This window comes from Nocardia sp. NPDC041819, from assembly GCF_055590505.1.
In genome coordinates, this window is sequence record NZ_JBVJAP010000017.1 from 108,321 (window position 1) to 128,617 (window position 20,297).

Sequence of the window (20,297 nt, forward strand, 5' to 3'; positions counted from 1 at the left end):
TCGCAGCTCTCTCCGCGAAGTCGTTGATGTCTCAAAGTGACACTTTAGCCGATTGTGGGGTTACAGTGTCTCATCGAGACACCAAGCCGACGATCGAGAGGTGACGCCCATGTCGGTGCGACGTGCGGGAATTACCGTGGCCATGGCGGCGCTGCTGTGCGCGGGGGCGCAGATGGGTCCGGCGGTGGCCGATCCCGCGGGGGCGGCGCCGGGCACGGTCGCCACCGATGAGGCAATGCCCGAACCGCTCTGGATCGAGGGCGCGGGCTCGGCCCATCGCTTGACGTACTGGACCCTGACCTCCGACGATCAGCCCGCGCTGTCCAGCGGCGCCGTCTTCGTGCCCGCGGGCACGCCGCCGAGCGGGGGCTGGCCGGTGCTGTCCTGGGAACACGGAACGGTCGGCCTGGCCGACGAATGCGCGCCTTCCACCGCGGGTCGCAGCAAACGCGACCTGGACTACCTGGCGACCTGGATGCGCCAGGGTTACGCCGTCGTCGCGACCGACTACATCGGTCTGGGCACCCCGGGACCGCACGCGTACCTGGACGGACGTGCCGAGGCGCACGCGGCGATCGACATGGTGCGTGCGGCGCGCGCGGCCGACGATTCGCTGTCGTCGAAATGGGTGGCGATCGGGCAGTCGCAAGGCGGCGGCGCCGCGGTGTTCACCGCCTCACTGGCGACGGAATACGCACCCGACCTCGACTATCGCGGCGCCGTCGCCACCGGCCCTGCCTCCAACATCGTCGAGGCCGCTTCGTTCCTCGGACCCGGTGTGCCCGCGATCGGCAACGCACACCTCACCGCCTATATCGCGTATGTGATGAACGGATTGAAGGCGGCGCGACCTGGCTTCGATCTGGACAGCTATCTCAGCCCGGTCGGCAAGCAATTGGCGACCGCGGCGGAGTCGCTGTGCTTCCAGCCGCTCGCCGATCGCGCGCAGGGAATCTCGGTCGACCAGTTGTTCTCCCGCCCGCTCGCCGACGGCGATTTGGTCGCCACGGCCCGCCCGGTCATGGACGTCCCGCTGACGGGATACGACCGGCCGCTGTTCATCGGGCAGGGCACCAACGACACCGACGTCCCCGCGCCGTTGACCGCGAAGCTGGTCATCGATCTGGAATCGCACGGTGTCCGGCCCGACGTCCACGTGTACGCGGGGAAGGATCACAGCGCCACGATGGCCGCTTCGTTGCCGCACAGCATTCCGTTCGTCGCGCGCCTGTTCGCCTGAGCCGGGGCGCTCAGGCGCGCGCGGCCGCGGGCTCGAGTTCCGCGGTGTCCCGCGACGGCTCGGTGGGCTTGCGGACCGGAATGGCCAGCGCGACCAGTGCGGCGAGCACGGAGACGCCGCACCCGATCAGCAGCCCGGTGCGGAAGCCGGCTTCGGTGGGGATGGTGTGTCCACCGAGACCGGTACTCATCTGCGCGAGGACGACTCCGACGACCGCCGCGGACACCGTGGTCCCGATCGAGCGCATCAACGTGTTGAAGCTGTTGGCCGCCGCGGTTTCCGACAGCGGGACCGCGCCCATGATGAGCGCGGGCATGGAGCCGTAGGCGAGGCCGACGCCACCGCTGCACACACACGTCACGACGAGCAGGCCCCAGGTCGACCCGAGCAGCAGGACCGATGAGCCGTACCCCAGGGCGATGACGATGCTGCCCACGATGAGCGTCACCTTCGGGCCGCGCGCGGCCGAAAGCCGGGCGCCCAGCGGGGAAACCGCCATCATCACCAGACCGGCGGGGGCCATCCACAATCCCATCGCCAGCATGGACTGCCCGAGCCCGTAACCGGTGACCACCGGCAATTGCAGCAGCTGCGGGATGATCAGCGACTGCGCGTACATGGCGAACCCGACCACGATCGAGGCCGCGTTGGTCAGCAGCACCTGCTTGCGCGCGGTCACTCGCAGATCCACCAGCGGATCGGCGGTTCGCAGTTCCCACCAGCCCCAGACCGCCAGGACCAGGATCGCGGTCGCGAACAGGCCGAGGGTGGTTCCGCTCGTCCAGCCCCAGTCGGCACCCTTGGACACCGCGAGCAACAGGCACACCAGCGCGGTGCCCAGGCCGAGTGCGCCGAGCACGTCGAACCCGCCGCCTCCGCGCGCCGGGATGGCGGGCACCAGCAGCCAGATCAGTGTGGCTACGCCGGCGCTGAGCACGGCCGAGCCCCAGAACAGCACGCGCCAGCTGGCGTTCTCGGCGACGGCGGCGGCGATCGGAAGCCCCAGCGCGCCACCGATCCCCATCGAGGCGCTCATCACCGCGATGGACGTGCCGAGCCGCTCGGTGGGCAGGAGGTCCCGCAACGCGCTGATGCCCAGCGGCACGACGCCCATGCCGATGCCCTGCAGGCCGCGTCCGGCGATCATCGGCACGACCGAACTCGCCAGCGCGCAGACCAGCGATCCGCCGATGAGCGGAACCGTGCACGCGAGCAGCATGCGCCGCTTGCCGTAGAGATCGCCGAGGCGGCCGGTGATCGGCGTGGCCACCGCACCGGCGAGCAGTGTCGCCGTGATGACCCAGGAGGCGTTGGACGGCGTGGTGCCAAGGAGCCGGGGGAGGTCCCCGATCAGGGGCACCACCAAGGTCTGCATCAGGGCGGCGACGATGCCCGCCGCCGCGAGTACACCGACTATGCCCTCGGACCGAACTTCCGATCGTGCTGCCACGCGGATCTCCCTCTCTATTCGACCTGTGTGTACAGTACATATCGATTGCATTATGCACAAGAATTGCAGTATGCAAATGCGCTGGTCCGGGTAGGTGGGTGTGGTATAGGTGCGGAGATGAGCCCGTAGCGGCGGATATCGGCAGGAGCGTTGTGTGGACAAGCCCGTATCTTCGGTGGAGTTCGAAACCATGCTGCTGGGGCGGCACAGCCTCAGCGCCAAGGCCCGCCGGGGCAGCGGCCACCTCGATCGCAGCGCCTACACGGTGCTGAGCAGGCTGCGAGTGCAGGGCCCGATGTCCGTGGGCGAACTCAGCGACGCCTTCGGTCTGGACACCTCCACGCTGCACCGCCAGACGACCGCCATGCGCGAAGCCGGTCTCGTCGAACGCATTCCGGATCCGGACGGCGGCATGGCGCGCAAGTTCCGCCTCACCGCCGAGGGCGGGCGCCAGCTCGATGCCGAACGCGCCTACAACGTCCGCGCTCTCGAGAGCGTGCTGTCGGACTGGACCTCCGAGGACGTCGCCGCGTTCGCCGGATTCCTGAAGCGGTTCAACACCGACATCGAACGCATCGACAAGCGTCCATGGCCCCGGCCGTGAACGAGCGCCGCACCGCCCGCCCACGCACACGAAATCTCCACAAATGACGCCGGTTCTCTCCACAACCGGTGGTTAGGGTTCGGTGCATGGAACACAGCGCACCGGCGCACCCCGCACGGCGGATCCTGGTCGTGGACGACGAGATGACCATCGCCGAATCCGTCGCGGCGCGCCTGCGGGCGGAGGGGTTCACCGTCGAGCTGGCCCACGACGGCCCCTCGGCCGTCGCCGCCGCCGAGGCCGTCGACCCGGACCTGGTGGTGCTCGACGTCATGCTGCCGGGATTCGACGGGCTGGAGGTGTGCCGTCGCATTCAGGCGCGCCGCGCGGTGCCCGTGCTCATGCTGACCGCGCGCGCCGACGAAACCGACCAGCTAGTCGGCTTGGGCGTCGGCGCGGACGACTATCTGACGAAGCCGTTTTCGCTGCGCGTGCTCGCCGCCCGGGTGCACGCGCTGCTGCGCCGGATGGACCGGGCGGCCGACCGCGACGGCGCGACGATCCTGGTCGGCGACCTCCGCATCGATGTCGACCAGCGCCGGGTCTGGCGCGCGGAGGTGGAGGCGTTGCTCACGCCGCTGGAATTCGATCTGCTCGCCCGGCTGGCCCGGCGCCCGCGCATGGTGCTCGCGCGGGAGCGGCTGCTCGAAGACGTCTGGGACTGGTCCGACGCGGCGGGCACCCGCGCGGTCGACAGCCACATCAAGGCGTTGCGCCGCAAACTCGGCGCCGACCTGATCCGCACCGTGCGCGGCGTCGGATACGCCCTGGAAGCCCGATGAGCGCCGGTCCCGAGAACGCGCGGCGGGTGCGGAAGACGATGTCCGGCACCGTTTCCGGCGAGTGGCGCAGGCTCGGCGACGGGGTGGCGGAGCTGCTGCCGCGGCCGTTGGACCCGGTGAAGTCGATCAAGCTGAAGCTCGCGATCCTCATGCTGTGCTCCGGCGGTGTCGCGTTCGGGTTCTTCCGATTCAAGATCGGGTGGCTGCCGCCGCGCACCACGCTCACCGCGGTGGTGATCGCGTTGATCACCTCGCAGTTCCTCGCCCACGGCATCACCAGGCCGCTGCGGGAGATGACCGCGGCGGCGAAGCGGATGGCCCACGGCGACTACACCTTGCGGGTGCGGGCGAGTTCGCGCGACGAAGTGGGGCAACTCGCCGAGGCGTTCAACCAGATGGCCGCCGACCTGGCGGCGGCCGACCGGCAACGCCGCGATCTGATCGCGAACGTCTCGCACGAATTGCGCACCCCGATCACGGCGTTGCACGCGGTGCTGGAGAACCTGGTGGACGGCGTCTCCCAACCCGACCCGGCGACCCTGCGCACCGCGCTGGCCCAGACCGAACGGTTGACGCTGCTCGTCTCGGAATTGCTCGACCTCTCCAGCATCGAAGCGGGCGCCTTCCCGCTCGATCGTGAGGATCTGCCGATCGCGCCGCTGCTGGCCGACGTCGTCGCCGAAGCGGAGGTCATGACCGCCGCGCTCGGACGCGGCGTGCGCTTCCGCACCGACGTGCTGCCCGGCACCGCCCGCGTGTACGCCGACCGTGCCCGCCTGCATCAGGTGCTGCTCAACCTGCTCGACAACGCCGCCAGGCACGGGCCCGCGGGCGGGGAAGTCCGCCTGACCGTGCGCGCATCGCAGGGCGAGATCGTGATCGACGTCGAGGACGACGGCCCCGGCATTCCGCTCGCCGAACGCGCCCAGGTGTTCGACCGATTCACCAGAGGCGGCCGCACCGCGGGCGGAGGCACCGGACTGGGCCTGGCCATCTCCCGGTGGGTGGTCGACCTGCACGGCGGCACCATCGCGGTCGCCGATCCCGGCTCCCGCATCCGGGTGGTTCTGCCCGGACGCTGATCTGCCACACCGCTCGACCCGGACCGCAGGCGCGGACCCGGGGTGATTCCGCACGCCTATCGAAGGAACGAACCATGCCTCCAGAACCCGAATCAGCGTCGACGCCCGACCCGGTGTCAACCGCATCCGCGCCATCCGCGACCGATTCCAGCGCAGTCCCCGCCACGCCGGCATCGATGTGGGCGCCGCCGGGGCGCTCAGGGGTCGCGGTGGCCGAGGCGCGCGGGGAGAAGGCGGGTCCGCCGGTGGCCGGGCCGATGTTTCCCGCGCGTCCGTCCAAGTGGCGCGGGGTCGCATGCCCTCCCGGGGTGGCGCTCGCCGTGCTCGTCTCCGGATCGGCTGCCGCGGTTCTGATCCACTGGGACCGGCCCGGCATCGGGTGGCTCCTCACGGCCGGTGTCGCCGCGACGGCGGTGTTCCTCGTCGACCGCAATGCCCGCAAGCGAGCGGCGAGTACGACGAGCGATGGTGCGGGCGAGGCGACGTCCCGACGACAGACGGCCCGCACCGGTTCTCTTCGGTTCGACGCGGGGCGGCTGTGGTGGGCGACGCTCGCCCTCGCCCTGCTCGCGGTAGGCGCCGTCCGCGCCGCGGGCTGGTTGTTCGCGTTGTGCGTGGTCGCGGCATGCGTCGCCGGTTCGCTGGCGGTCGTCGCACGCCGCTCGGCGAACGGCATCCTCTACGACGCGTTCGCCGTCTGGCTCGCAGCGGCTGCCGCCGTGCCGTGGGCATACGCCGGTACCGCCCGCGTGCGTAGCGGGAACGCGCCGCGTGCGCGGCGGCTCGGGCTGTCGGCAGCGGTGACCGTGGTGCTGCTCACGGTGTTCGTTCCGCTGCTCGGCAGCGCCGACGCCATGTTCGCGGCGTTGCTCGAGACCGTGACGCCGGACGTGGACATGCCGTCGGTGGCGCGCTGGATCGCACTGTTCGCGGTGGCCGGCCTCGGCACGCTCGGCGCACTGTTCCTGCTGGCGGGCCCACCGCCGCCCGCCACAGCGGCGGTGGCGGGGCGAACGTTGCGACGATCGGAATGGGCGCTGCCGGTCGGTGCGCTCGCGGTCCTGTTCGCGGCGTTCGTCGCGACCCAGTTCGTGGTGCTCTTCGGTGGCGACGACTACGTCCAGGAGACGTCGGGCCTGACCTACGCCGAATACGCGCGCACCGGCTTCTGGCAACTGTCGGCCGTCACCGTGCTGACCCTCGCGGTGCTGATGGTCGTACTGCGCTGGGCGGCCCAGGACACTGCCGCCGACCGGTGGTGGCTGCGGGGGCTGCTGGTGGCGGTGAGTGTGCTCGCGCTGGTGATCGTCGCCTCGGCGCTCGGCCGGATGTGGACCTACCAGCAGGCCTACGGGTTCACGGTGCTGCGCCTGCTGGTGGAAGTCTGCGAACTGTGGCTCGGCCTGGTCTACGTCTTGGTGTCGGCCGCGGTCCTGCGGCTGCGCCGGGCGTGGTTGCCGCGCGCCGTGGTGGGCACCGCGATGGCGACGCTGCTTGCGCTGGCCGTCCTGGACCCGGAGCGGTTGATCGCCGAGAAGAACATCGATCGCTGGCAGCGGGGCAAAACGCTGGACACCGAATATCTGGTGACCCTCTCGCCGGACATCCTGCCCGCGACCGATCGGCTCCCCGAGCCGCTGCGCACGCAGGTGCGAACCCAGCTGCGCGCGGACCTGGACGGGGACGCCTGGCAGAGCTGGAATCTGTCCCGGGCGAGAGCGCGGTGAACTCCCATGCAATACACTTGTATTATCGCTGATCGTGGGTTATAACTGGCCTGAGTGGGCACTGTTGTCGCTGGTGGGGATCGACCCTCGCGAAGTGCTGCAGGTGCTCATGGGCGCCCGCCGATGGCCTCGGCGGGCGCGTGGCCGGAACGAACTCGCGGTCCTGACGGTGTGGGGCCGAACCGAAACGGGCCGGCCGCTCATCGTCGCTGTCCGCCGCACCGAAGGCTGGCAGTGGGACATCCTGGGCGCGGTCGAGATGACCGAAGCCCAGGTGGCCGAACTCGAGCGTTGGGAGCACGCCGATGACTGACTATCCGACGAACCCCGAGGACGTCCGGGACTTCCTGTCCGGTCTGGAATACAGCGACGCACCCGTCGACCCGGCCGAGCTGCCCCCGCCGCTGCGCGCCGAGGACACGGTCACCGTCACCACGTCGCTGCGCATCCCGCTGGATCTGCACCAGCGCGTCAAGAAGGCCGCCGAACAGCGCAACGTGACCATGTCCGCACTCATTCGCGACTGGATCGAACTGGAGCTGGCCGCCCTGGAGAACGACCAGCCCATTTCGCGCGCCGACGCCCTGCGGGCACTGGCTGCCCTGCATCCGCTGCGGCAGTCGGCTTGACCTGCCGCCGCGACGGCGTCACCGGTCGTCGCGGGTGAGGATCGAGTCGAGCCGGGCGGCGAACTCGTCGGGTGCGCTGCGGTAGCCGACGTGATCGCCCGCGAACTCGACGAGGTCCAGCCCGAGTTCCTTCGCGAGCGCGGCGTTCGGGAGTGCCGGGAAGGTGCCTCGCGATTCGCGCCCGACCCCGAGCACCAGGCGGTCCGCCGACGCACGCAACGCCGCGAGATCCGGGGTGTAGCGGGGGTACTGCCTCAGTTCGTGCTCCATCCAGAACACCAGGTTCCGCTGGATCCTCCCCACCATCTCGACGGCTTGCGGCGGCAGCTGCTCGCCCGGCGCAGGCGGCGCGATCCGCAGACCGATGCCCTTCGCGAACGCCGCCATGGCCGCGGACGTGCCCTCGCTCCTGCTCTGTTCGTGGATGCCGTCCAGGAAGGTCAGCCACTTCTCGGCATCGGGCAGCAGCGTGGCCAGGGGTGGTTCGTGCGCGACGAGCGTGCGCACCAGTTCCGGCCGGGCGCGCAGCAATTCGAGTGCGACGATCGCGCCCGAGCTGCTGCCGAGCAGGTGAGCAGGCTGGTCGGTCAGGTGTGTGAGCAGCGCCGCGGCGTCCAGGCCGTCGGTGACCACGCGATCGTCCGGTGGTCCGTCGAGGGGGCTGCGGGTGAAACCGCGCCGGTCGTAGGAGACCACGCGGTAGCGGTCGGCGAGACGTTCGGCGATACCGTCGAAAGTCCCGGCGTCGCCGTTGCCGCCGGGGATCAGCAACAGCAGCGGTCCGGCGCCGCGAATCTCGTAGTAGAGGGTGGCGCCGGGGACGGCGAGGGTGTGCTGGGACGGAACGTCCATCGGAAATGCTCCTGGAAGAAGGGACAGTTGCCGCGGTGTCTCCCGGATGACCGGCGTCTCCACCGTAACGAAACTTGCATGGCACGCAAGATCGCGTGATCGGAAAGTTCTGTGTCGGAACAGATCAGGGGCATCGGCATGCCGAAATAGCTGTGGCGGCGGGTAATCGGATGGCGTAGGACAGTCTCGGCCGCGAATACCCTGGCACAAGTCGAACAGGCCGAGTCATGTGTCGCGCTGGGACGGGGGGCCGAAAGCTTTCCGCCCATGAGATGCTCGATGGCGCGCGCTGTGGCCCGATCCGGCGGCATCGGGCCGATCGTCCTTCCGACTGGGGCCGTATCAGGTCGGCTCGGCCCCCGCGATCCCGTTCAGCGCCCGGCGCACCGCATCCGCCGGGTCGGCCGCGACCACCGTGGCCGCCACCGGTCGCCCCTTCGCATCGCGAATCTCCCAACCGCCCAGGGAGACCACCGGAATCCCGCCGCGCCGCCGCGCGAGCGCGACCTCCGACAGCGTGCCCCACGAGCCGCCGATGACGATCACCGCGTCCGCCGACTCGACGAGGATCGCGTTGCGCGCCTCACCCAGGTTCGTGAACAGCACCGCCGACAATCCGGGACACACCGCGCCGCGATCGGTGTCCGGACGCACGCCGATCACGAGCCCGCCGGCCTCGGCGGTGCCGGCGGCGACCGCGGCCATCACGCCGGTGCCGCCACCGCACAGCACGGTCACCCCCGCTCGCGCCAAGAGCCCGCCGACCGCCCGCGCCCACTCCGCTTCCTGCTGCGTGCACTCTCTCGGTCCGCAGACCGCGACCTGCCGCACCGGCCTCACCGCGCGGGCCGGACGACCGGTTCCAGGCGCTCGCGCAACGCCATCGCGTCGCGGGGCGCCCGCACCTTCGCGTCGTTGTCGAAATAGGTGTAGACGTCGCACGATCCCGCCCACGAGCGGATCTTCTCCGCCCACATGTCCAAGCCCTCGTCGGTGTATCCGCTGACGTAGAGCTCGTCGTGCCCGTGCAACCGGATGTAGACGAAGTCGGCGGTGACCTCTTCGAGCAGCGGATACTTGCCCGCGGCGTCGGCGACGACGAGGGCCACGTTGTGACGGGTCAGCAGATCGGTGAACGCCGGGGTCAGGAAGCTGTCGTGCCGGATCTCCAGGGCATGCCGCACCGGCCGGTCGGCATCGGTGCTGGTGTGCGCGGGGTCGACGCGGTGATCGTGGCGCCGCGCGATCTCGGCGGCCTGCTCGGTACTGCGGGGGAGCCGGGACAAGAAGCCGTCCAGCACGTCGGCGTCGAAGCGGAAGGTCGGGGGCAGCTGCCAGAGAATCGGGCCCAGTTTGGGTCCGAGCGCCAGCGGGCCGGACGCGAGGAAGTTCGCCAGCAGTTCGTCACCGTGGCGCAGCCGCTTCATGTGTGTGATGAAGCGGCTGCCCTTCACCGCGAACAGGAAGTCGTCCGGAGTCTGCTCCGCCCACCTCTGGTAACTGGACGGGCGCTGCAACGAATAGAACGAGCCGTTGATCTCGACGCTGTCGAGTCGCTCCGACAGATAGGCCAATTCGCGCTTGTGCGCGAGGCCCCGAGGGTAGAACGTTCCGCGCCACGGCGGGTAGACCCAGCCCGACGTACCGATCCTGATCCGGCCCATCTCTCCATGGTGGCAAATTCGCTACGCCGATGTGGTCTTCGCCGTCACCTTGCCGACCAGCCAGGCCACCGCCAGCGCCGCCAGGAACGACAGCAGCGATGCGCTCATCCACGCCTGGCCGGTGAAGTGAACAGCCTGCCGAACGCCGTCCCAGAATCGCGTCCACGCACCGGCGTCACCCGGGTTGACCAGTTGATATACGGCGAACCCTGTCAGCCAGGCGGCCACCATGCCCCAGCGCGCGGGCGCGTCCGGCGCGGTGTTCCACTCGCGGCGGGCACGCAAGAAGAAGTCGGCGACGAGCACGCCGAGCAGCGGCACGAACACCGAGCCGATCAGCCCGAGGAAGCCGAAGTAGTTCGCCATGTTCAACCGCAGAGCCAGAATCGTGATCAGGGCACCGAGGCCGATCGAGAGCACCCGGCGATCGACGCGCGGTGCGAGATTCTGGATCGAGACGGCGGTGGAATAGACATTGGCGAAGGACTGATCCGCCTCTCGCAGCACGAAAACGAAGAAGAACAGGGCACCGAGGCTCACGTGCAGGAAAGGCGCGTACGGTCCGCCTTCGCCGGTCGCGAGCGCCAGCGCGAACAGGCCGAGGACGTAGGCGATGATCTGGGTGAGCGCGTACGCCCCGCCTGCCGCGCCGAACGCCGAGCGACCGGAGCGGGCGTGCCGGGTGTAGTCGGCGGCGACCGGCACCCACGAGATGGAGACGGCCAAGGCGGCATCGGTGGCAACCCAGAAGAGGTTCCAGTCGACGCCGAACGGGCCGCCGCCGCTGGGGCCCGGGTTCGCCCGCAGATCGGGCAGGCCGGCGCGCAAGAACTGCGCGTAGAACCAGACAAGGGCGATCACGACGCCGGCGGTGACGAATCTGCGCAGCAACCGCACCGAGCCGAGCGGCCAGATCGTGAGTACCGTCGTCAGTACGCCCGCGGCCACCACGTAGAGCCAGTGCGGGCCGCCGCCGAACAGTTCCTCGGCCGCGTCACCGATGACGATCAGCTCGAACGTTCCCCAGCCGATCAACTGAGCGATGTTGAGCGCGGTGGGCAGATAGCTGAGCTTCGCGCCGAACAGCCCGCGCAGCAGGACCATCGCGGGTTGTCCCGTGCGCGCGCCCGTCAGCGCCGCGGCGCCGAGCATCGCCGCGCCGACCAGGGTGCCCAGGATGGTCGCCAGGATTCCGGCCGCGATCGAGAGCTGCGCGGCCCCCTCGGCGTTCGGCGCGAGCACCGTGTACGCCCCGGAGAAGGCGAAGAGGCTGACGCCGAGATTGGCCCAGAACGCACTCTGGTCCCAGAACGAGAGCACTTTCGGTGCGGGCTGGTCGAGGGTCAGCGGGGCTTCGTGCGCGTTCGCGCGGGTCGATGACGACATGACGGAAACGCTCTCCCTACGCCGGCATTACCCGGACAGGTTCATGCGGTCGGCGACGCGTGCGGTTCGCCCTCTCAGCCCGGCCGTACCCGAGCTCCCGCGGTGGGGTGATTCCGGCGAATAGTACACCCGCGCCAATTCTCCGTGCCGGGGAGAAGAGCCGGGGCGGACGTTCATCCGGCCGCCCGGCGCTTCAGCCCATGAGGAACGAGGCGGCGAACCATGCCAGCACGACCAGCACCGCACCGACGAGCGCGCCGGGGAACAACGCCCGCCCCTGCCGGGCCGCCATGCCCGAGAGCAGCACCCCCACGGCGAATCCCACGATCCCGCCCCCGACCATGATCCACACGCCCGCGCTGGTGTCGACCCGGCACTCGGGCTTGGACGCGCAGATACCCCCCGCCATCAGGAACCACGGCGCGAGGATGGTCGACATCGCGGCCAGCGTCGCGGGCAGGAACCACAACAGTGCGCTGACGACGAGATCCGCCGGGCGGGGCGGTGCGACCGCGTGGGTCTCGGGTTCGCGCGTCGGATAGCCGGAGGGGGTCGTGCCTTGGGACACCTGATTCAGGTAACCGTGCATCGTGTCTCGCTATCGCTTGTCGGTGGAGTCGACCGGGCCGATGGAAGTTATACACCAGCCGTCCGCGCGTGGAAGTGCTTGTGCTCCCGGCGATGCGAGCACGCGGCAGGTACCTCGCAGCGCATCCGACCGCTCGATCGGCCCGACCGCCTTCAGCGAATGTTCAGCATCACCAACGGGTTCGGGAGCGCGGACGAAGCCGCGCGGCTGCCGGTGACCGCGGCCGGTGTGGGGGCGGATGCCGCGTGGACGAGTGATCGCATCGCCGCAGGCAGGCCGCCACTACCGATGTCCAGACCCTACCTACGCGACCATCCTGTGTGGCGAGCCGCTGGGCCGTCGAGAAGACGCGGCCCAGCGGTGCACCGCATGGACCGAACGACGGCGTCGCGACGATTCGCGCCGAGTTCGCTCATCCGCGCTCGCCGAAAACGCTTCTACTGTGGGAGTCACGCGTTTGACCACGCCCCGAGATCTCGACCGGACCATCAACAAATCCGGCGCCCACCACGGTTCGCCCATCGACCACCGGATCGAGCGGATACCGCTGTATTCGCCGGATTTCGCGACCGATCCACATCGCGCCTACCGGGACATGCGGGCCCGCTACGGGTCGATGGCGCCGGTCGAGCTGGCCCCCGGCGTGCCCGCGACGTTGGTGCTCAGTTACCACACCGCCGTGCGAATCATGCACGACCCGCAGCACTTTCCCGCCGACCCGCGCGCCTGGCAGGCGAACGTCCCCGCCGACTGCCCGGTGCTGCCGGTCCTGGAGTGGCGCCCCAACGCCATGCGCAGCGTGGGCGAGGCGCACGCGCGCTACCGGCAGGTCAACACCGCGAGCATCAACGCCGTCGACCTGCACGCCTTGCACGAAACGGTGGAGCGGATCGCGGCCGGACTGATCGACGCCTTCGGCACGGCGGGCAGCGCCGATCTGGTGTCCCAGTACGCCCTTCCGCTGGCCTTCGAGGTGATCAACGCCCTGCTGGGCTGCCCGCCGGAGATCGGGCGAGAGGTCGCCGCCGCGACCGCCGCCGTGTTCGACGGGGTGGACGCCGAGGAGGGCAATCGCATGCTCGGCACAGCCCTGCTGCGGCTGATCGAACTGAAGCGCGCCGAGCCGGGCCGGGACATCACCACACGACTGCTGCGGCATCCGGCCGGCCTGGACGACGCGGAGGTGATCCACCAGCTCGTCGTGCTCTACGGCGCGGGTATCGAACCGCTGCAGAATCTGATCGTCAACACCCTGCTGCTGATTCTCACCGACGACCGGTTCGGTGGCGACGTCCTCGGCGGCAGCCTGTCCACTCGCGACGCGCTGGACGAGGTGTTGTTCACCGACCCGCCGATGGCCAATTTCTCGGTCACCTATCCGCGCCAGCCGATCCTGATCGATGACGTCTGGCTGCCCGCCCACCAACCGGTCGTCATCAGTTTCGCCGCCTGCAACAACGACCCGGCGATCAGCGGGCACAACCACAGCGGCAACCGGTCGCATCTGGCGTGGGGCGCCGGACCGCACGCCTGCCCCGCCCGCAGCCCGGCCTATCTCATCGCCCAGGATGCGGTCGACCAGCTGCTCGACGCGCTGCCGGAATTGCGGCCCGCCGTGCCGGTGCGCGAATTGACTTGGCGGCCAGGGCCTTTCCACCGTGCCCTGGCCGCACTGCCGGTGATCTTCCCGGCATCGCAGCCCTGGCACTCCTGAGATCCGGTAATCGGTCAGGACGGCACCTTCGGTGCGAGCCGGGCGAGGTTCGCCGGTCGCGCGAAGGTGTCGGCGAAGGCGTCGGCCAGCGCCGGTTCGTGCCAGGCGGCGAGCATCATCTCCTGCATGGCAGGGGGCGGATCGAGCACCGTCGCCGTCCACCGCGCGGCGGGGTGCGCGACGGCCGTCAGCCACGGCGCGGCCGCCCATTCCATCCACGCGCGGTCATAGGGACCGTCCGGGTCGTGCAGGATCGCCTCGCCGTAGCGGATCGCGCAGTGCACGGCGTTGTTGGCGCCCTGCGCGCCACCGGGATCCATCCGGCAGACGACGTCGCCTCCGCCCAGTATCGGCCGTCCCGAGGGCAGGGTGCCCACCGGACGGCGCATGACCGGGGTCACCGCCCCTACCAGCGTGGCCCCGGCGTCGGTCGGTTCGGCGTGCCGGTAGCGCTCGGCGAGTTCGGCGGGCAGGTGCGCTTCCAGCAGTCGCCTGGCCTGTGCCCAGCGCTGTGCCGGCGTGCCGTGCTGGTCGAAGACGTCCAGCGCACCGCCCGCCCGCGCCTCGAAAAGCAAGATCTCGCAGCGGCGTTCCTGCCCCGGCCGTCCGGTGAGGCCGGGATAGGAGATCACTTCACCGTGCTCGGGCAGCGCGGTGTAGCAGCCGAGCCCCTCCGGGTCCGGCTCGACACTGTCCAGGTACAGCACGGCGAGCCGTCGCAGCGCGGCGGCGGGCGCGGGCCACGCCGGATCGGCCTCGAAACAGCCGGCGAGCTCGCGTCCGGCGCGGGTCACCACGGTCAGGGCGTAGTCGGCGGCGGCCCGGTCGAGTTCGGCCACCGAGGGCTCGGCGATGCGCAGGTCGCCACCCGCGGCCAGGAACTCGCCGAGCCAGCGCGCGAACACCGTCCGCTGATCCACGCTCTGCGCGGGGCGGGTGAATCGTCCGGCCCAGGTCACCACCGTCGCCCGGTCGACGGCCATGGTGAACCGGATGCCTTCGATGTTCGGGGCGGTCGAGCTCCAGAAGCCCAGGCCGACATCCGATTCGAGGTCGAGCGTGGGCGGGAACTTGACCTGGGTGCTGGTCACCGTGCCGGTGAGCACCGCCTCGGCGTCCCGATCGGTCACCAGCGTGACGGCCCGGCCACCGCGCAGCAGACGATGGGCGAGGGGTAATCCGCATTCGCCCGCCCCGAGTACCAGTATCTGTCCCACCCTCGTGTCCTTCCGGTCGTGAACTACCGCGACAGCGCAATAGTCCGCGTATAGGTGGGCGCGGCACATCGGTAGAGACCCGCGAATCTCCGGATGCGGCCGGACTACGCTGCACTGTTGTGTCGGTAGGACGTGCGTCGAGTCCGGGTTTCCCACCCGCGGCCGCCAGTGATTTCGTCGGGCGCGAACGTGAGCTGGAAAGGATCGGGATGGCGCTGCTGGGCGGTACCCGCCTGGTCACGTTGATCGGCGCCGGCGGCATCGGCAAAACACGGCTGGCGACCGAAGCGGTGCACCGGTTCCACAAGGCGCGCCGTGTTCCGGTGCACTGGGTGCGCTTGGCGCTGCTCTCGCGTAACGCCGACGCGGCGGCGGTCGAGGAACAGGTCGCGCGCTCGCTGATGGACGCCGACTTCTCCGGACGCTCGGCGTGGGAGGCGGTGCTGGACACGCTGCGCCGCCGCGACGCGGTCGGGCGCACCCTGCAGACGATCCTGGTGATGGACAACTGCGAACACGTCCTGGACGGCGCGGGCCGGGTGATCGCCGACCTGCTCGAGGCGGCGCCGGGCCTCACGGTGCTGGCCACCAGCCGCGAGGCGATCGGATGGGTCGACGAGCAGTTGGTGCCGGTGCCCGCGCTGTCGCGGGAACAGGCGCTGGCTCTGTTCCGGGCCCGCGCCGGTCTGACCGGGCACGCCGTCGCCGACGACGAGACCGAGCTGGCGGTGGCGATCTGCCGTCACGTGCACAACCATCCGCTCTACATTCGGCTTGCCGCCGCGCGGCTGTTGCGGCAGCCGCTGCCGATGATCCTGCGTGACCTCAGCGGTGAGGCCACCGACCGGCGACTGCGCTGGTCGCACGGTCCGCGGGTCGGTGCGGAGGCGCGCCACCAAGGCATCCGCGACGTCATAGCCTGGTCCTACGACCTGTGCGGGGACAAAGAGCGGCTGCTGTTCGACCGCCTGTCGGTGTTCGCGGCCGGGTACGACGTGGACCGCGACAGCGCGGACGCGGCGGAATCGGACGTCGGCGCCGAATTGGAGGCGATCGAGGCGGTCTGCGCCGACGACGAGCCGGACGGCTTGGCCCGCGCCGAGATCGAGGGCCTGCTCGAGCGATTGGCGGACCAATCGCTGGTCTCGGTGCATCTGACCGCGACCACGGTGCGGTATTCGCTGCTGGAGAGCGTTCGCCTGTTCGCCAAGCAGCGCGCGAGCGAACGCGGCGGTGAACCGGCCCGGCTGGCGCGCGGGCACCGCCGCTACTACCGCGACAAGGTCGTCGCCGCCCGAGCCGGATGGTTCGGCCCGGACGAACAGCGGCTGCTGGATTGGGCGCGGGCAGCCTGGGACAACCTGCTGTGCGCGATGGCGGGCAGCCTGGCCACCGCGGAGGAGGCCGCCGTCGGGCTGGAGATCGCCGCCGGGCTGATCGCGCTGCGCTGCCCGTTTCTCACCGGCTCGCTGCGGGAACCGCGCCACTGGGCCGAGCGCACGCTGGCCGCCAGTCGGGAACTCGACCCGCCGCCGCTGCCGCTGCAGGTCACGACGATGTCGCTGATCGCGTGGATCAGCCTGTGCCAAGGCCTGCACCACGACGCCGAACGCACGCTCGACGAGTGCGTGGCGCTGTGCGCGCCCGACGGCGCCGCCCCGGCGGGCTGGCGCGAGCACCCCGACCGCGACCTCGGTCTGCCCGCCCCGGTCGAGTTCGCCCGAGGTGCCGAGATGATGCTGGTGGACCGCGACGTGCGCGCGATAGCGGTGCTGGCCCGCGCGCGAGAGAAGTTCTCCGTCGACGGCGACCGTGGTGGGGCCGCGATGAGCGAACTGTTCGAAGCGCTGGCCGCGGCGTTGCTCGGTACACCCGCGCAGGCTTTGGAGATCTCCCGGCGGCACCTGGAGCACGCCGAGCGCTCCGGGGCGCGGTGGGCGGCGTCCTGGGTCGGCCTGGCTCGGGCTATCGCGCTGACCAAACATGGTGACCCGGAGCAAGCGCTCGCCGTGACGCACGCGTCGCTGACCACTCAGCTGGCGATGCGCGACCAATGGGGCGCGGTATGGGCCGTCCACATCCGCGGCTGGGCATTGGCGCGCCTGATCCGCGACACCGACGGCGATCGCTCCGGCACGGTGACGGGTTGGGCGCGCGAAGTCGCGCGCCTGACCGGTGGCGGTGCCACACTGCGGGACAGGATCGGTGTGGACATCGCCAATCTCGGCCCGTTCGCCACCGAAACCGATATCGCCGCCGACACCGCTCGGGCGGTCTTGGGCGAGACCGCCTTCGCGGAGGCCGAACGCGAGGGTGCGTTGCTGCGACCGGAACTGGGCGAGGTAGCACAGCTGGCGCTGGGGAAGCTGTCGCTGGACCGGCTACCCGTCGAGCATCCGGTCCGGCGGCACCGTCCTTCGCACTGGGAGGACTTGTCGGCCGCCGAACAAGAGGTGGCCGTGCTGGCGGCGGCGGGCTGGACGAACACCGCCATCGCCGCCCGGCGCGGCAGTTCGTTCAAGACGGTCGACGCCCAGATGGCCGCGATCCTGCAAAAACTGATGATCGGCTCGCGGGAGGACATCCGCGCCCTCGTGCCCGACGACCGGCAGGCCCAGGTGACCGAGGAAGCCGCGCGCAAACCGCAGCGCTCCCGGCGCTGAGGCGAGCACCGTCTGCACTCGGCCGAGTTGTCCGGTGGTGTCGTCGGCCCCGATGACAGGCGACAGGCCGGGCGACGTCTCTGCGGGGACGCCGCCCGGCCCGCTACCGGCCGGATTCGCCGAGGCGACCGGTGCTCACTCCGCCCGTTTGCGCGCGGTGATCTGGATGCCGGGCTCGCCCGGGATGCGGCGCACCTGGGCGTCGGTGACCGGGAGATCGGCCACCAGGTCGCGGCCGTCCTCCAGATCGAGGCCGTAGCCGGCGATGTAGGTGCGGAAGAACGGCAGGCAGGCCCGCGCCATCGGCTGCGGCAATTTCCAGCGGTCGACGAAAGTCCGCGCGTCCTCGAAGGTGCAGCCCCGATCGGCCTCGATCACCAGCAGCAGCCCGCCGGGCCGCAGGACCCGGATCATCTCCGCGAGCCCCTTGCGCTGATCGGGCCAGTGCTTGATCGAACCGGAGCTGATCACCGCGTCGTAGGCGGCGTCGGGGAACGGCAGGTCCGTCGCCGATCCTTCCCGGAACTGGATGCGGCTGCCCAGCGCCGCGCCGCGCTTGCGAGCCCTGCGCACCTGCTGCGGGGAGAGGTCGATGCCGGTCAGCCGCAGCGTGGTCCCGGCGGTGGCCAGTCCGACCGCGAGTTGCCCACCGCCGCAACCGACGTCGAGAACCTGCGCGCCCTCGTCGAGCTGGGCGACGATGTCGTCGAACAGGGTCGGGGTCATCTCCCGCACGGCATCGGAGATGAAGTTGTCGTAGAACCACGAGTCGATCGGGTTGTAGCGCTTGGTCTTGTCCAGCAGGACGGTCATGGCGTGCTCCTAAACGCGGGTGGCGAACTTGATCTTGCGGCCGAGAGTGTGCGGTTGTTGCTGGGCGACGATCGTTTCCTGGACGCGCTCGCGGCTGCTGCGCACGATCTCCATCGCCTCCTTCACCGCGACGTCGATGTCCATCACGGTGGGGATGTCGAGCATCGAGACGATGGATTCCAGGCGCTGTTCCGGGGTGCCGCGTACCGTCACGACCGGCTGCCCGAGCTCGCTGATCGCGTGCAGCAGTTGCCGATCGGAGATGGCGCGGTAGCGCTCGTCGACCGGCCGGTGGCCGTCGGGGTCCATCGGCACCTCCACCGGGAGGTGGAAGAAGATGTCGTAGTTCTGCCGGGCCCGCTGCCGGGCCATATCGCCGTAGGCGTTGAGGTAGCGGCGGTAGAACGGCCGGCCGGGCAGCGTGATGGTGTTCTTGACGGCTTTGTGCCATCGGCTCGATCCGGGGTTGGGACCGGTGACCAGCCGCGTGGTGCCGTAGACCCACTCGTTGAGCACCGAGCCGTCGGCGATGAAACCGCCCTGGGCGTCGAGGATCGCCTCGGCCTGGATGCGAAGTTCCAGCCTCCGGAAGCCGAGCGCCATCAACTCGGTGGTGCTCAAATCCTGGAATCGCATGCCCGGATAGAGCTCGGTGACCACCTCGCGGGCGGAGGAGGCGTCCACCCGGGGGATGCCGGTCAGCAGGGACAGCGCCGTGGAGGTCGTGGTCTTTCCGGTCGAATATGTTCCGGAGATGACGATGCGTCGATAGTTGTTTCCCGACATGAGAATGCCTTTCCGATCGTTCGGGGATGCGCGGGTCAGGCGGGCAGCCGGTGCGCGAGGTCGTATCGGATCTCGCAGCCCGCGAAATCCGATCCCCAGCTGGAGATGCGCCAGTCGCCGCCGCCGAAGGCGAGAACCATCGAGCGCACCATGTGCGTGGTCGCGGTACCGGAGGCGAGCGGCGCCGGGGGAGCGGACGCGTGCGCGGTCATCCGGCGCATCCACAGCGTCTCGCTGTCTTTGCGGGCGATGTTGTCCAGCTCGTAGAGCACGACCTGGGACAGTTGCGCCAGGATCACCGTCGCGTCGACCAGCGTCACCGAAGGCTGGTAGGCGTCGGCCACGCCCTGCCAGGGACCCGCCGAATCCGGTTCCGCCAGAACGAAATCGGCGTGCGCGCGGCTGCCGCCGTCGGAGACGACGACGTTGCGCAGATACTGCCCGCGGGTGTAGACCCCGCCGTGAAAGTATCCCCGCCCGGTCTCTTGCACGGTGCGCCGTGTGGCCTGCGACGGTCGCGGCGGCGCGGGCAGCGCCACGGTGGCCTCCAGGCTCATGCCACCGCCCAGCGCTCCGGTGATGCTGATCGTGTTCCCTTCCACCGCGACGACCGTCGCGCTGATCGGGAACTCCTCCAGCGATTCCGTCGCGATGGTTCCGCTGCTGAATTGGACGTACGGCACCCAGCACGACCGGATGTCGCTGTCGGTGAGCCCGTAGCACTCGCGCAGGATCACCTCGAGCAGCCGGTAGCCGAAGATCGAGCAGTCGATGCTGCTGACGTGCGGCACCAGCACGCGGGTGCTCTTGCGCGACCAGTCCAGCGGATAGTGCACGCCGGCTGTAGCCGTCAGCCGCGGCCGGTCCTGCGCGTCGCGGTCGAGGACGATGTCGAAGATACGGTGTGTGATCCGCTTGTACCCCTCGCCGAAGAACCGCCCGTCCCGGTGGCCCAGCACGGTGTCGATATCGGCGTAGGCGATCAGCTCGGTGGACATATGGGTTCCCTAAGGTTGTAGGTGTCTGGGGTTGGTGCCCTGGATGCCCAGGGCGGTGGGGTGTAGCTGATTTGTGTTTGCCTTGGTTGAGGCTTGAAAGG

At 70.0% G+C, this 20,297-nt stretch carries 19 protein-coding genes and 1 riboswitch; of the genes, 9 read left to right on the forward strand and 10 right to left on the reverse strand.

What is annotated here, in order from left to right:
• Positions 1–109: 109 nt before the first annotated feature.
• Positions 110–1,240, forward strand: coding sequence for a lipase family protein (locus tag ACZ6DL_RS32560; protein WP_466056866.1), 1,131 nt, complete (start codon positions 110–112; stop codon positions 1,238–1,240).
• A gap of 10 nt (positions 1,241–1,250) precedes the next feature.
• On the opposite strand, the gene ACZ6DL_RS32565 is transcribed toward ACZ6DL_RS32560, so the two are convergent.
• Positions 1,251–2,741 (reverse strand): MFS transporter, encoded by a 1,491-nt coding sequence (locus ACZ6DL_RS32565; protein WP_466056868.1) that lies wholly within the window; start codon positions 2,739–2,741, stop codon positions 1,251–1,253.
• A 103-nt stretch (positions 2,742–2,844) separates the two neighbouring features.
• Between ACZ6DL_RS32565 and ACZ6DL_RS32570 the strand changes: the two genes are divergently transcribed.
• From ACZ6DL_RS32570 to ACZ6DL_RS32595, 6 genes are all read left to right on the forward strand, one after another.
• The gene (locus tag ACZ6DL_RS32570) at positions 2,845–3,294 is read left to right on the forward strand and encodes a MarR family winged helix-turn-helix transcriptional regulator (protein WP_466056870.1); all 450 of its coding nucleotides are present in this window, start codon (positions 2,845–2,847) and stop codon (positions 3,292–3,294) included.
• Positions 3,295–3,380: 86 nt separating this feature from the next.
• Positions 3,381–4,076: a response regulator gene (locus ACZ6DL_RS32575; RefSeq protein WP_466056872.1), complete on the forward strand. Its 696-nt coding sequence runs from the start codon at positions 3,381–3,383 to the stop codon at positions 4,074–4,076.
• Positions 4,077–4,114: 38 nt separating this feature from the next.
• Complete coding sequence (locus tag ACZ6DL_RS32580; protein ID WP_466056892.1) at positions 4,115–5,158, forward strand: HAMP domain-containing sensor histidine kinase; 1,044 nt, start codon at positions 4,115–4,117, stop codon at positions 5,156–5,158.
• 209 nt (positions 5,159–5,367) lie between these two features.
• Positions 5,368–6,885, forward strand: a complete 1,518-nt coding sequence (locus tag ACZ6DL_RS32585) for a DUF4153 domain-containing protein (RefSeq protein ID WP_466056874.1) — start codon at positions 5,368–5,370, stop codon at positions 6,883–6,885.
• Positions 6,886–6,919: 34 nt separating this feature from the next.
• Positions 6,920–7,198, forward strand: a complete 279-nt coding sequence (locus tag ACZ6DL_RS32590; RefSeq protein ID WP_040871963.1) for a hypothetical protein — start codon at positions 6,920–6,922, stop codon at positions 7,196–7,198.
• Positions 7,191–7,514: a ribbon-helix-helix domain-containing protein gene (locus ACZ6DL_RS32595; RefSeq protein WP_051175844.1), complete on the forward strand. Its 324-nt coding sequence runs from the start codon at positions 7,191–7,193 to the stop codon at positions 7,512–7,514. Before ACZ6DL_RS32590 ends, ACZ6DL_RS32595 begins: the two co-directional genes overlap by 8 nt.
• Before the next feature lie 18 nt (positions 7,515–7,532).
• Here the strand turns inward: ACZ6DL_RS32595 and ACZ6DL_RS32600 are convergent, their stop codons facing one another.
• From ACZ6DL_RS32600 to ACZ6DL_RS32620, 5 genes are all read right to left on the reverse strand, one after another.
• Positions 7,533–8,366 carry an alpha/beta fold hydrolase gene (locus ACZ6DL_RS32600; protein ID WP_466056876.1) on the reverse strand — a complete coding sequence of 278 codons (834 nt, stop codon included), beginning with the start codon at positions 8,364–8,366 and terminating at the stop codon, positions 7,533–7,535.
• 342 nt (positions 8,367–8,708) lie between these two features.
• Entirely contained in the window at positions 8,709–9,197 is a 489-nt protein-coding gene (locus tag ACZ6DL_RS32605; protein ID WP_466056878.1) for an SLOG cluster 4 domain-containing protein, read from the reverse strand.
• 5 nt (positions 9,198–9,202) lie between these two features.
• Entirely contained in the window at positions 9,203–10,030 is an 828-nt protein-coding gene (locus ACZ6DL_RS32610) for a DUF72 domain-containing protein (protein WP_466056880.1), read from the reverse strand.
• A 21-nt stretch (positions 10,031–10,051) separates the two neighbouring features.
• Positions 10,052–11,416 carry a purine-cytosine permease family protein gene (locus tag ACZ6DL_RS32615; protein ID WP_466056881.1) on the reverse strand — a complete coding sequence of 455 codons (1,365 nt, stop codon included), beginning with the start codon at positions 11,414–11,416 and terminating at the stop codon, positions 10,052–10,054.
• Positions 11,413–11,527: riboswitch (TPP riboswitch) on the reverse strand. (Overlaps the previous gene by 4 nt.)
• An 82-nt stretch (positions 11,528–11,609) precedes the next feature.
• Positions 11,610–12,005 carry a hypothetical protein gene (locus ACZ6DL_RS32620; RefSeq protein ID WP_391467723.1) on the reverse strand — a complete coding sequence of 132 codons (396 nt, stop codon included), beginning with the start codon at positions 12,003–12,005 and terminating at the stop codon, positions 11,610–11,612.
• Between the two features lie 457 nt (positions 12,006–12,462).
• Here ACZ6DL_RS32620 and ACZ6DL_RS32625 point away from each other — a divergent pair, with 457 nt between their 5' ends.
• Entirely contained in the window at positions 12,463–13,719 is a 1,257-nt protein-coding gene (locus ACZ6DL_RS32625; RefSeq protein WP_466056883.1) for a cytochrome P450, read from the forward strand.
• A 14-nt stretch (positions 13,720–13,733) separates the two neighbouring features.
• Here ACZ6DL_RS32625 and ACZ6DL_RS32630 read toward each other — a convergent pair whose 3' ends face one another.
• Complete coding sequence (locus ACZ6DL_RS32630; protein WP_466056884.1) at positions 13,734–14,936, reverse strand: styrene monooxygenase/indole monooxygenase family protein; 1,203 nt, start codon at positions 14,934–14,936, stop codon at positions 13,734–13,736.
• A gap of 119 nt (positions 14,937–15,055) precedes the next feature.
• On the opposite strand from ACZ6DL_RS32630, the gene ACZ6DL_RS32635 reads away from it, so the two are divergent.
• Positions 15,056–17,599 (forward strand): helix-turn-helix transcriptional regulator, encoded by a 2,544-nt coding sequence (locus ACZ6DL_RS32635; RefSeq protein ID WP_466056886.1) that lies wholly within the window; start codon positions 15,056–15,058, stop codon positions 17,597–17,599.
• 135 nt (positions 17,600–17,734) lie between these two features.
• Here the strand turns inward: ACZ6DL_RS32635 and ACZ6DL_RS32640 are convergent, their stop codons facing one another.
• Genes ACZ6DL_RS32640 through ACZ6DL_RS32650 form a run of 3 tightly spaced genes read right to left on the reverse strand, consistent with a single transcriptional unit; the run spans position 17,735 to position 20,196 of the window.
• Positions 17,735–18,412, reverse strand: a complete 678-nt coding sequence (locus tag ACZ6DL_RS32640) for a class I SAM-dependent methyltransferase (protein WP_040871969.1) — start codon at positions 18,410–18,412, stop codon at positions 17,735–17,737.
• A gap of 9 nt (positions 18,413–18,421) precedes the next feature.
• Complete coding sequence (locus ACZ6DL_RS32645) at positions 18,422–19,198, reverse strand: ATP/GTP-binding protein (protein WP_040871970.1); 777 nt, start codon at positions 19,196–19,198, stop codon at positions 18,422–18,424.
• 35 nt (positions 19,199–19,233) lie between these two features.
• Complete coding sequence (locus ACZ6DL_RS32650) at positions 19,234–20,196, reverse strand: AvrD family protein (protein WP_466056888.1); 963 nt, start codon at positions 20,194–20,196, stop codon at positions 19,234–19,236.
• Between the last annotated feature and the right edge of the window lie 101 nt (positions 20,197–20,297).